The sequence below is a fragment of the Pseudoalteromonas amylolytica genome (genome assembly GCF_001854605.1).
Taxonomy (GTDB): domain Bacteria; phylum Pseudomonadota; class Gammaproteobacteria; order Enterobacterales; family Alteromonadaceae; genus Pseudoalteromonas; species Pseudoalteromonas amylolytica.
This window is the reverse complement of record NZ_MKJU01000025.1, coordinates 768,642-781,410: the sequence shown is the minus strand read 5'-3', so window position 1 is coordinate 781,410 and position 12,769 is coordinate 768,642. Positions and strand designations below refer to the sequence as shown.

Genomic DNA, 12,769 nt, shown 5'->3' with positions numbered 1-12,769 from the left:
AACACATCTTAATTAGATCAGCTTCGATGCATGAGTTTCATAATACTCAAATTTGTCACTGACGCTGATCTGGTTTTGTTCAATCACAATATCCCAATGCAAACTTCGGCTTAGCGCAGAACTCAAAGAGTTAACAAAATCGGATTCGAGTTCAAAAATACTAAGATTCTCTACATAGCTCAAACGTTCTTTTACCGCCTCAAACCATTCAGGATCCTCCTTAATCAATAGTACTAATTTTTGGAATTGTTTTGAAAAGCGAACGATTTCTTCTAGTTCCAACGGACACGCGTATAGCGCTACGGTAATATACCCTTGCTCATCTTCGAGCCACACGTCTGGCTTTTGTTTTTCTGCCATATTATTCATATGCGCACTTTGCTCATACGAAAGTGCACAGTAGCCGAGCAGTTTGAGTACAAAGTGCTCTAATGTTTCTGCTTTTTGCAATGCGGTTGTAAACACTTCCTGATGATTCGCATGATGATATAAATCAGCTACATTCAAGCGAGCCTTGAACACAAATGGTTTAGCCATAATCGGTACCCTAGTCCTTCATTCACTCTAACTATAGGAGTTATGATCACAATCGCAATAAATTTGAAAGCTATAATATAACATTATTGAATCTAAATAATTGCGGTGTTATATTATAACAACGCTAAACATTCACATTCTAATACAAGTCGAAGATCATGATTAAGCAGTCCCTAATAAGTAGTGCCATTGTTTCCGCTTTGTTTTCAACCTATGCAATTGCAGGTGATGTAAAAGGTAAAGTTGTAGATCACAACAACCAACCTGTCAGTGGTGCTAAAGTTCATTTACATGGTAAAACTCAATCTGTAACCAGCGACAAAAACGGCCAATTTACAATTGCCGTTGATGCTGATTCTCAGCTACATGTAACCAAAAATAACTATATTGATGAACGTATAAACATCACTGAAGACAACGGCTTTGTTACCGTGCAGCTTAAGCCAAGTGCGGTAGAAAGCATCGTAGTGTTTGCGTCTGCCCTGCACAAAAATAACGTAGAAATGGCCTCACCGGTATCGGTCCTTGGGGGCGATGAGCTAAAAAATGCTGCTAAACCAACACTAGGTGAAACGTTAAAAGGTATTCCCGGCATCAATGCTAGTTATTTTGGCCCTGTATCTTCAAGCCCAATCATTCGTGGCCTAGATGGCCCTCGTGTGAAAATCACCCAAAATGGCTTAGATAGTAGTGATGCATCGCGTGTCGGACCCGATCACGCCAATACCAATGACAGCTTATCAGCGCAACAAATCGAAGTATTACGTGGACCTGCAACCTTGCTTTATGGTTCTGGTGCCATTGGTGGCGTAGTAAACGTAGTTGATAATCGCATCCCCAGTGATGTGATTGAATCACTTAATGGCGCTGCAGAGTACAGTCATGATAGCGTTTCTAACACGAATACCTATGCTGCGTTATTAGAGACCGGTAAAGATGGCTTTAATTTCCATTTTGATGGTGTAAAACGTAAAGGAGGCGACTATGAAACACCTTCTTTTGAGCTACCTTCAGAGGAGCATGAAGAACACGGCGAGCACGACGAACATGAAGATCACGCCGACCATGCACAAGAGTCTCACGATGAACACGCTGAACTTGCAAACCGTGTAGAAAACACCTTTATTGACTCTCAACAAGTTAATTTTGGCACCAGCTATATCAATGAACATGTCACTGTCGGCCTTTCTTTCGGTCGCATCGATACAGATTATGGGATCCCTGGGCACAGCCATGCTCATCATGAAGAACATGACCACGAAGAAGCACATGCAGAAGATGACCACGACATGAACGTCGACGAGGGTCATGATGAACATGACGATGAGAATGTATTTGCTCGTGTAAAACAAGATAGATGGCAGGCACTTTTTAACTACGCACTGCACGACCAATGGATTGAAGCTATCAGTGTTCGAGCTGGTTATACCGATTATACGCACAGTGAAATTGAAGGTGGTGAAGTTGGTACAACCTTCAGCAATAAGTCCAGCGAATTACGCGCAAATGTAGAGCACAAGTTTGGACAATGGCACGGCATTCTAGGCTATCACTACAGTGACAGCGACTACGCCGCACAAGGTGAAGAAGCATTTACGCCTGCAACAACTACAAAATCTCACGCCGTCTATTTGCTTGAAGAGCGCACCTTTGGGGATTTCACACTAGAGCTAGGCGCGCGTATAGAAGACTACCAATTATCTAGCCATATCATTGAAGCTGAACACCACGAACATGATAGCCATGATGAAGAGCATCACGATGATCATGATGAAGATGTTCACGCCATGACCGAAATTGACTATCAGCTTGATATCACAAATATCAGTGCCTCTGTGGGTGGCGTTTATCACTTTCAGGACGGCCACAATGTAGCTGTTAATGTTTCACGCTCTGAACGCGCGCCTTTAACCGCAGAGCTACTAGCGAATGGTATTCATATTGCCACTGGCACCTATGAGTTAGGACTTGGCTATCATATCGAAGATGGCGAGGTTCACTTTGAACCTGAAGATATCAAGCAAGAGACTGCGACCAATATTGACTTAAGCTTACGCCGCTTTATTGGCGATTTTGGTTATACCATTAATGTATTTTACAACGACATTGATAACTACTATTACCAACAAAGCACTGGCCTTATTTTTAGCGAGGCACACGGTATTGAAGTTGCAGATCACGAACATGAAAACGCTTTACCCGTATTCCAGTTTAGAAGTAATGATGCCGAGCTTTATGGCATAGAATTAGATGCTCATTACAACATCAATGACAAAAACCGCGTTAAGGTATTTGCTGACAAGCTCAGCGCCAAGCTTAAAAATGGTAACCCGCTACCACGTATCCCAAGTGACAAACTAGGCGTGAAATACGAGTTTGATTATGATGGCTTCAAAACCAACATGACAGTAACACGTTATGCCAAGCAAGATGACATCACCGCATACGAAACGACAACTTCTGGTTACACTATTGTCGACGCCAGTGTGCAATATGATTTCAGTCACAGTGGCATCGACTTTGTAGGCTATTTGAACCTGGACAACCTCACAGATGAACTTGGTTTTGTACACAGTTCATTTATCAAAGAACAAGCTCCATTACCTGGTAGAAACGTAAAATTAGGTATTCGCGCTTACTTCTAACGCTCCATGTAATGTTGACTGTCACGCTGTATGTGCCAGTCAACATTACATTTTTTTTGCTTGTAATTCTGTGTAATAGCAACTGTAACAAAATATAACTATTATTTTACAATCCACTGTTGCAAGGAAAATATAATGAGCAAGTTGCATTTCGCCGCGGCACTGAGTGTCGTGGGACTTTTAACCACCATCGGCTGTACAACTAACCGTCACACTGCCCCACCCGATCCAATCCAGGTCACCCCAGAGCAAGGGCAAGTCCCTGACCGCACCTGGCTAGATCAAGGTTGGAGTCAGGAAATAAGTGAAAACTTCTGGTTTACCAACCAAGGCTCACAGATCATCCCATATACTTGGTTTGTTTGGCTTGAACAAGCTGACAGCACACAGTTATTCCGACACTCAGAACATATGGAATCCTTGCGTTACTTACCAAGTAAAGCCAGTGAAAAAAACCCTGGAGGTCTTCCTATTGGTTTTGCACGGCACAGTAATCAAACCACTGGTGAAAATTGGGTTGGCATGACCTGTGCGGCGTGTCACACCAATCAGATTGACTATAAAGGCACCAAAATTTTAGTTGATGGTGCCCCTACTTTGGCAAACTTCGTGTTGTTTTTCGACAGACTCGTAGCAGCTTTAAACAAAACACTAAATGAAGAAGCCAAGTTCGAACGCTTTGCACGTAATGTATTGGGCTCAGGTTACAATGCAACAACCAAAAACGACCTCAAGCAACGGTTGCAAGAAATTGCTTTGCAAACGGCACAGCGCCAAGCAGTCAATGCGCTACCCAAAGACTACCCACAAGATTTTACCAGCTATGCCCGACTAGACGCATTTGGTAATATTCAAAATGCTGGAACAGCATTTGCGTTAAACGATTTAACGAACAAAAACGCGCCAACGGGCCCGGTTTCATATCCATTTTTATGGGGTACACACCAGTCAGACGTTGTACAGTGGAACGCCTCAGCGCCAAACACACCTATTGTTGGTCCGTTAGTGAGAAATATTGGTGAAGTGGTTGGCGTATTTGGAGAGCTTGAAATTAAAGAAGCCCCATTTATACAAAGAGTATTTGGAAAACACGCCCGCTATAGCTCAACTGTCGACATGATAGGTTTGGGTAATCTAGAATCTTGGGTTAAAACACTGCGCTCTCCTCAGTGGCCACTTGAATACTTCCCCGCCATTGATACGGAAAAAGCCGCTAAGGGCGCAATTCTTTACAAACAAGAATGTGCTAGCTGCCACCAAGTTATTCCTCGCGATAAAGAGCACTTGGATTATATCGCAAACCAAACCTTAATTAGTGAGCTAAGAACCGACCCTGTCACCGCCAACAATGCATCGTGCCATATGGCGAAAACGCTATTTTTAGAAGGTACAAAAGAGCGCATTCTCATTGGTTCTAAATTCCAAGCGGTAGATAACGCAATTGACATTCCAGTTAATGGCGTTGTGGGCTTGGTACTCAAAGACCTCCCGCTTGCACTAAAAGCGGGTAATATTCCTGAACGCACCGATGCTAATGGCAACAAAATAAGTGTGGTTAAAGAGTTAGAAAATTTATTGGTTCAACACCTGAAAAAACGCGGCGAAAAAGCAGATGAGGTAGAAGCAGATTGCGTCGACGGCGTTTATGACGGTGGCGTGTACAAAGGCCGTCCACTGAATGGGATTTGGGCAACGGCACCGTACCTGCATAACGGCTCAGTACCTAATCTGTACGAGCTTATGAAAAAGCCTGAGCAGCGAGTAACAGAGTTCTGGGTGGGTAGTCGTGAGTTTGACCCTGTCAACGTTGGCTTTGACACAACCGCTGGACTGAATAAATTTAAAGTAAATGGAAGTGGCGGAAAGATCATGCCAGGAAATTCAAACCGTGGTCACAGTTATGGTACTGACCTAAACGATGAACAAAAATGGCAAGTTATTGAATATATGAAAACTCTTTAAACATTTCATGGCAGGACACCAACTCAATGGTGTCCTGTTGTTTAAATTCAATACCATCTTTTTGTCACTAGCTAACCAGTAAAGACTCTTCCCACTTCTGCCACATCTCAAACACACTTGGGCATTCAAGTACCGTCATATTGTTCATTTCGCTCACATGTTTCACTTGCAATACTCCACTTTGTATCATCAAGGTAACGGATTGAGTATACTGATGCGCAACTTCCATATTTATAATTGGTGTTTTATACAATTGAGCTTTTAGCTCGTCCCATAATGGCGGTTTTTCAGAACACAACAATGCGCGGTCCACCTGCAGCTCACACTGGCGCAATATTTCCTTAATCTGTTTTTGTTTTTCTACTAACCATTCAAACGCGTCTTCCCAATAAGCAAGCCAAGGCTCAAGCTCGTCTCTTTGGTAAGCATTATGAGCATGAATATAGTTCGCTGCAGAGTTTGCTAGTCGAAAGAATAATGGGTGTAACCAGTATCCCTGTCGTAGGTGATTCAAAGCCGATTCCATGAATACTCTTGAAACCCGACCATTGCCGTCGGAAAATGGGTGAACGACCAAAAACTGATCATACGCCAATAATATGTTTTCTAGCCCTATTTGAGCCTTCTCATTAACAAACGACAACCAATCTTCCATTAATGACTCTAAGCGCTGTGGTGACGCTGCTACAAACCGTGCCTTGGTGGGACATTTTCCGCCGATCCAGCAAGTTGTCATTCTTAACTGACCGCTGTTGGGGGCTTCTGGCGCTAAGCAACAATGCAATTCCAGCAATGTGGGGATTTGCCACATTCCGTTTCCTTCAAAAAGCTTGGTTGCATAGTCACAACCCAACTGAAACTTGTACATTTGCGACCATAACTGGCGAACGATAGAATCTTTTGTGGGTATACCTGCCGAACATAATGCGAGTTGCTTGTGTGTTACGCCTGTACCTTCACGAAGGCTAACATTACCGGATAAATATCTATTAAAGAACGCTTTATGGTCCGAGCTGATTGCAAAGCGGTTTAACTGTTCCAGCGCATCTCTAAGCCTCTGTGAAGTCCGAATTGGTTTTTCTAGCATCATATCTGGAACATATGATTGATAAGGTTGTTGATTTGTGTGCCACGTTAGAGTTTCAAAGCTAGCCATATAATCCTCCATAGTGTGCAGACAAAGATTTCACTTCGTCTGCACGTTTACTCTATAAACAACTATTGATAAGGGGTGTTTGGATAAACATCGAATCCGTAGATGGTCAGTTCACCTTTGTAACGTGAGGTATTTTTACGGTAGCCTTTAGAGACAAGTCTTGCGTCTAAAGTCGCGCACGCTTGTCTACCACGCCATTTTAAAGCCGTGTTAAGCGAACTGACATACCAAAGGTCTGTTTCTATCACTTTGACGCCCGGTGCGACTCGGTCATAGACATCGGTTGGAGACACATCATAGTTCACGCGATAGTCCAAAACCTGATCTGGTGTAGCTAAACAAGCAGATGTGCTTGCGATTTTAACGCATTCACCAGACAACTGATGACAATCACCTTGATACTCTTCAAGTAAACTGCTGTATTCAACTGGAATGGTGTAATAGATGTCTGTGGCATAATCTAGACAAGCTTCACCACTGATATAACATTGACTGTCTCTTGGCCCAGCTAAGCATGACTTCCACTCACCTTGTGCTAGGCAATTTGCATATTCAGCAGAAACCGCTTCTCGCACATTATCACAAATCATGTTTTGAAAGCGATTAAGCCCACTGTTGAATATCTTTCCAATATGCCCAGCGATTTTTGTGCCTGATATGGTGGCAACTTCAGCTTGGGGTCCATAGATCCCACACCGTTCTTCTACTTGATTGTGGAACAATGCCCATTTGCTGATATTATCCAGCGGCGTGTAGTAATCTAAGAACACTTCTCTAAGTGGTAGATGAGTAATGGCGGAAGGTGTAGGATAGTGTGTAGCTGTCATGCCTATCACAGTATAATGAGGAGAGCCGCTTTGTGAAAAGCTCTCAAGGTAATCCAAGAAACCACCCAATGACATGTGATTTGTAATGTTCCCTTCAAAACTAGCACCCGCTGCTGTAGATTTAATCTCAAACACGTAATTACTGTATTTTTCGAGCAAAGCTTGCTTCTCAAGGTAACTGAAACCGCCCTCCATCAAGGACTCAACTTCTATCTTGAATTCCTCTTTATTCTCAGTGAGCTTATAATTAGAGCTCTTTTCTTTGAGCATGCGTATCGAGAAGTAAATCTCTTTCCCTATCTCAATCGAGTCAACGTATTGGTCACCGCATTCAGTTCTGAAGCTTTCCTTATAGCCCTGCTTATCGCTGGGTTCCACCGCGTTGGCAGCATTGATCAACATAGCTTGATATTGTGGTGATACGTGAAGCTCTGATGAACTACGCGCGACAAGTTTGTTAGCTGAATAGACAAATTTACCAAGATAAGTTGCTTGGTGTGATGCGCTGGTTGCATAGTTAAACAGCTTATATTTGTATAGGTTATCTTTTGATTCGATACCACTAAACGTTGCAGAGCCTTTCAAAGTATTCTTTATGTCTAAAAACGATGCCGCTGCCCGCCTTGTATCAACGAGTATAATTTCCTGCTCGACACCATTGCCAGGAACAGTTTTCGCGTTTTCCCCAACATCTTGTGCAAAACAGGTTTTGTTTGGCGCGACGCCTTCACGAACCGCATCATATGCTTTTCCTAGATAAGTCGTTAACTCTGTAACGCGGCCATTGGGTCCAAAGTTTGGCGCCATCGTTTCAATAATACCTGACCACCCCATGGTTCCTGAAGCTGGCACCCTAAAAGACATGCCTGCAGGCACTTTTTCACCACACTCTGTAGTAGAGTCAGTTTGTACACATGGCTGAACAGCCACATCTAAACTTTTCTCCACTGACACGGAAATGTCTATATCGTGATCATAAGTAGTACCTTTTTGCCTCCACCCTCTGCCATCTTCATTGGCAAATACGCGATAAACATGTGCACCAGTTGTTTCCGTCGAATCAACATCCCAATATACATCAATGCTAGACATTGGGCCCCTAAAAAATCTAGAGCCTTGATGTGCTTGAGTGACCTGTGGCAGGTTCACTTGAGCTGGCGGTGATGTTTGTGTACCGCCATCGGTGGTACTATTTACGGTCATTAGCGAGTTAGAATTCTTTAATTTTTGTACATCCGCTGAGGCATTTTGATTCCATCCCCAGCCGTTCAGATGCTTACTTTCACTGTAGTTTTCATCCTTTTCAATGGCTTTGATTGGCTGTGCTGCGACCAATTTATCCAATGCACTGGTGCTGGTACTGGAAAGACTCAGAGCGACCCCGAGTAAGGCAACGCCACTAACTTGTTGCAGTTTCATAAACTATTCCCGAAAAAATTAATAACTGGCTTTGATAAAGCCCATATATTCACGCCCCAAAACTGGACGTTCGGTTTCAATTTTGTGTATCAATGTTGGTAAATAACAGTGAAATTGGGTGAAAATAAGGTGATTTAAAAATTAAATTAGTTATAACTATGGAAAAAATGGTTAAATAATGCGTAAAATAAATTTACCTAAAATGGAAAAACAATATGAGTGGTAAATGATGATTGCCAGCAGTACACAATTGCAATTTCAAACAATTACAGCAAGATACACTGGCGTCTGGCTATACGACATATTTGTATGCTTTGATACGCAAAAGGTCTATAAGCAAGCACAAGAAATACACCTTCCTGTTCTATCCTTTAGCTTGTTATGTGTGCTGCTCGAACATTCACCGAAATCACTTACCAGTGCACAATTACAGACGTTAGTGTGGAAAAATGTGGTAACGGGTGATGAAAATGTTAAACAACGTATCCGAATGCTTCGTTTAGCACTTGGGCAAACACCTGAGAATGAGTACATTAAAAATTTGCGGGGTAAAGGTTACTATGTTGATGGTCCACTGCGCTGGAAGTATCGGAAAAATAAAAAAATAAGCTTTAAGAACAGTTTGCTAGGCACGGCTAGTACTATTTCAATTGCGTTTGTAGGAACCGCTTTTTGGACATTATCTACTGCTAACCTTCCCATAGCAAACAGCCCTAAAATCACTCTTAACCAAGAAAATGCAATTCGTCTTGCAAGATCACAACAGGACCTCGCATTTTGCCTCGATGGTTTCGATGACTTTATAGAGCTGCCTGATAACGATGATTTTGATATCACATTTGGCGACTTTTCTGTGACAGCATGGATAAAAACCGACTCATATGATCAGCGAGTAATAATTGATAAGCGATATGAAAACCAGATGGATACCGTTCAAGGCTATGTAATGTTTGTTGACGACGGGAAGTTAGGCTTTCAACTGGCAGATGGTATTGGTAGTTGGTATTGCGAACAAGATAATGGTGCTTGCACTACATATATTTCAAATTCATCCGTTTCAGATGGAAAGTGGCATCATGTCGCAGTTTCAGTAGATAGGGATGACCCCGACGGACTTCGTTTTTATATAGATGGACAGCCCAGCTGTATTCATGATCCGACCAAGCGAAGCGGTTCTCTTGCCAATGATATGCCTTTGAGAATTGGCAGTAGATCATCCTACCATACAGGTCTTTTTAAAGGAGCAATTGGTGAGGTCGCACTACATCATCGCGCACTCGATCAACAAGAGGTACATTTAGACTATCAAAAAGGCAATCAAAGAAGCTGTTTTAGTATTGCAAGTAAAGGTGGCACAATGTCACACGACCGACACGACATAGCCGGCTTATAACATCATATTTAACGAAACTTTGCGCACCGATAGTGAAGCTTTAATAAATAGCGATGTAAGTTATATGCCTGTATTTTTGAGTGGTTTTTCTTCCATCAAACCGATAAGGTTGCCGTCAGGGTCTTTCAAAAAACCTATCCACAATTCGTGATCTGGCATATTTGCACTTAATTGAGGAAAACGCTCAAGCTCTGCCCCCTTGTCCACCATTTTCCCAAATGTTGTTTCTATATCCTTTACTGAAAAATACATTATGGAGTTTATCCCTATCTCACCGTAACCTTGGGGAGTAGTCAACATAACTCGCGTATCTCCACAGCTTAAAACGCGAGATTATCAGAAGGTGAAAAGAGCAAGTTTAAACCAAGAATATCTCGATAAAAGCTCAGCGCTACACTGACATTACTCACAGTTATCGCTATCTGAGCCAACTTTGATATGGCGTTCATATCTTACCTATACCTGTGTTACTAGAAGGCTATTATTTTATTCTAAACACGCCGATAGCAACACAAATCGCGCCACCTACCATACCTGCCCATGCTTCAAGAGGGGTTTCTCCACTCAATGCTCTTCCAAGTTGTGATTCTGCTGAATCATAAATGTTGTAACCCCACGCCACCAAAGCAACTCCCCCAATAATGAAGATAATGCCAATAAGTTTATTATTCATCGATTTACATCCTTCTTTACGCAACTGTTAACTACTGAGTAAAGCGGATTTTTTCAATTGTGCAAATCTCCACCTTCTGCAATACAGCCACTAACAAGAAGTCTACGTGGAATATTTTTGAGTATATTGTATACATTATTCATATTGTGCTATACATTAATTCAACAATCTGGCCGGATTAATAACAAAAAAACAATAACCGGAGGAACATCCCTAATGAAATACTCAATAATTATCAGCGCATTACTAGCAGCTTCAGCAACATCAGCAGTCGCAAAAGGTAAGCCAACTCCAGATAATATTTTGCCATTGCGCCATACCTGTAGTGACACCTTGAGATTTCAAGCTCAAGATATGACAGCCACACAGTTTGATGACTCATGCTATATCGTTGGTACTGAAGAAACTTACTTTCACCAACGCCTAGAAACTGCGTGGCAGCCTGTTAGCAATGATCTTAACGATGACTTATTAATGGTAATTTTTGATGATTACCAGCAATACAATCGCTATGGTTCACGCTTTTTTGGCATCAACACCAATAACGGCGGCATGTATATTGAAGGCAATGCGACCGATCCTAGCAATCAGGCGACCTTTTATGCTCATGAAGCTGACTGGCTCAGACCTGAATTTGCAATTTGGAATTTAGAGCATGAGTACGTGCACTATTTGGATGGTCGTTTTAACCTCAAAGGTAACTTTTCAGACTACCCACAAAATACCGTTTGGTGGAGCGAAGGACTTGCTGAGTACATCTCTTTAAAAGATAACAATGCCGATGCGGTTGCGCTCATCAACCAATCAGGACAGAACTTATCTCTCGCTACGGTGTTAAATACAGACTACAGCAACAGCACAGATCAAATCTATCGCTGGGGTTATTTAGCCGCGCGCTTCATGATGGAACGTCATATGGAGGATGTACGCGTACTTCGTAGCAATACCAGAGAAGCTGATTGGTCAGCCTATCAACAGCAGCTTTCGCAGTGGAGCAGCGCCTATGAAAGTGAATGGCAAACTTGGCTGGTGTCTTTATAACAGTTAGCCAACTCTAAATATAAATGGGCCAAGCTATGCGTGGCCCATTATTCACAGATTTGATTCTTTGCTTTTCTATAGGAATACCGCATGTGCAAACCACTGTTGTTACTTACATTATTATTTAGTTTTAAAGCCTTATCGCTACCGAAACATAGTGAACTTGTTCAACTGTCTAATTTACTAAACAATAAATTGACTCAAAGTATTCAAGATTCTCGAGTAAAACTTGATGATATTCATACACTTTATGCCCCCGCCCAAGGCGTTCACATCGCGTTTGAATTTAAAATTGATGACGATGAAACACCTGCACCGCACATCGCTCATAGCTTTAGTCAAAATGACGAGTTTGTGGCACTCAAACAGCAGCTTCGAGTTTTGTCTCACCAGATTTTTAGTCTTGAAAAGCAACAAGCCATGATTTCGGATAAAGCCTCAGCAGATCAAATAACCAAACTTAAACAAGAATTGGCTCAGGCAAACCAACAAAAAACTGAGTTAGCTGAGCAATATAACGCACTGACCAACAAACTCTCTCGTCAGTATCAACGGGCTCAATTAATTACAACCGTAGAACAAATTGCAGCGAATGTTTTATGTAGTGAAACTAAGTTTGATTTGATGGCGTCGCTAGATAAGCCATTCGACGAATCAGTGGCCGTTACTCTCAATAGCTGGCCTGACAGCAAAGATGAGCAACCGCAGAGTTTGGTATGGGTGTTTTCAACTAAGGCTATCGAACAGTGTCAATCTAGCAGCTTAAGCTCTGAACAATTCCTACAGCAAAAAGTCCAAGTACAGCTTTAGCATGTTCAAGTACATTTGTAAGCTAAGTTGCCGTGACGCAACGAATAACCATAAATTGGCTATTCGTTGCCCCTAACCTACTGTGCGTGCTTTATGGATATGGCTCTTAGAAGGCAAGCATATGTAATAAGTTCTCCTACTTCGATCTCAACAAAATCAGGCGTTTCAACTTTAGTTGGCACAAATATGGTAAGAGGAAGGAGTTATTAGGCAAAAAAATTGAAGTTCTAACGCGATAAAGTAATATCGCATACATAAAAAAAGCCGCGGCCATACGGCACAACGGCTTTAACAACCAGAATTGTT

11 protein-coding genes are annotated in these 12,769 nt (G+C 42.1%); 5 read left to right on the top strand and 6 right to left on the bottom strand.

Annotated elements, in window-relative coordinates; genetic code table 11:
• Positions 1 to 12: 12 nt before the first annotated feature.
• The gene (locus tag BET10_RS09985; protein ID WP_070985400.1) at positions 13 to 537 is read right to left on the bottom strand and encodes a YaeQ family protein; all 525 of its coding nucleotides are present in this window, start codon (positions 535 to 537) and stop codon (positions 13 to 15) included.
• A 158-nt stretch (positions 538 to 695) separates the two neighbouring features.
• Between BET10_RS09985 and BET10_RS09980 the strand changes: the two genes are divergently transcribed.
• Both BET10_RS09980 and BET10_RS09975 read left to right on the top strand, forming a co-directional pair.
• Entirely contained in the window at positions 696 to 3,182 is a 2,487-nt protein-coding gene (locus BET10_RS09980; RefSeq protein WP_070985399.1) for a TonB-dependent receptor, read from the top strand.
• Between the two features lie 135 nt (positions 3,183 to 3,317).
• Entirely contained in the window at positions 3,318 to 5,144 is a 1,827-nt protein-coding gene (locus tag BET10_RS09975; RefSeq protein WP_070985398.1) for a di-heme-cytochrome C peroxidase, read from the top strand.
• 67 nt (positions 5,145 to 5,211) lie between these two features.
• Here the strand turns inward: BET10_RS09975 and BET10_RS09970 are convergent, their stop codons facing one another.
• Both BET10_RS09970 and BET10_RS09965 read right to left on the bottom strand, forming a co-directional pair.
• A complete protein-coding gene (locus BET10_RS09970) occupies positions 5,212 to 6,300 on the bottom strand; it encodes a Fic family protein (protein ID WP_070985397.1) in 1,089 nt (362 codons plus the stop codon).
• Between the two features lie 62 nt (positions 6,301 to 6,362).
• A complete protein-coding gene (locus BET10_RS09965; protein ID WP_070985396.1) occupies positions 6,363 to 8,546 on the bottom strand; it encodes a hypothetical protein in 2,184 nt (727 codons plus the stop codon).
• 226 nt (positions 8,547 to 8,772) lie between these two features.
• Here BET10_RS09965 and BET10_RS09960 point away from each other — a divergent pair, with 226 nt between their 5' ends.
• Positions 8,773 to 9,939, top strand: a complete 1,167-nt coding sequence (locus BET10_RS09960) for a LamG-like jellyroll fold domain-containing protein (protein ID WP_070985395.1) — start codon at positions 8,773 to 8,775, stop codon at positions 9,937 to 9,939.
• A gap of 60 nt (positions 9,940 to 9,999) precedes the next feature.
• Here the strand turns inward: BET10_RS09960 and BET10_RS21800 are convergent, their stop codons facing one another.
• From BET10_RS21800 to BET10_RS09950, 3 genes are read right to left on the bottom strand one after another with little or no spacing between them, the layout of a single operon-like run.
• Positions 10,000 to 10,239, bottom strand: a complete 240-nt coding sequence (locus BET10_RS21800) for a VOC family protein (protein ID WP_240503668.1) — start codon at positions 10,237 to 10,239, stop codon at positions 10,000 to 10,002.
• A gap of 20 nt (positions 10,240 to 10,259) precedes the next feature.
• Positions 10,260 to 10,388, bottom strand: coding sequence for a VOC family protein (locus BET10_RS21795; RefSeq protein WP_240503667.1), 129 nt, complete (start codon positions 10,386 to 10,388; stop codon positions 10,260 to 10,262).
• Positions 10,389 to 10,420: 32 nt separating this feature from the next.
• Positions 10,421 to 10,612, bottom strand: coding sequence for a DUF3185 family protein (locus BET10_RS09950; RefSeq protein WP_070985394.1), 192 nt, complete (start codon positions 10,610 to 10,612; stop codon positions 10,421 to 10,423).
• Positions 10,613 to 10,828: 216 nt separating this feature from the next.
• Here BET10_RS09950 and BET10_RS09945 point away from each other — a divergent pair, with 216 nt between their 5' ends.
• Together BET10_RS09945 and BET10_RS09940 are read left to right on the top strand one after the other, a co-directional pair.
• A complete protein-coding gene (locus tag BET10_RS09945) occupies positions 10,829 to 11,653 on the top strand; it encodes a collagenase (RefSeq protein ID WP_070985393.1) in 825 nt (274 codons plus the stop codon).
• 90 nt (positions 11,654 to 11,743) lie between these two features.
• On the top strand, positions 11,744 to 12,463 hold the full coding sequence (locus BET10_RS09940) for a hypothetical protein (protein WP_070985392.1): 720 nt from the start codon (positions 11,744 to 11,746) through the stop codon (positions 12,461 to 12,463).
• The last annotated feature ends 306 nt before the right edge of the window (positions 12,464 to 12,769 follow it).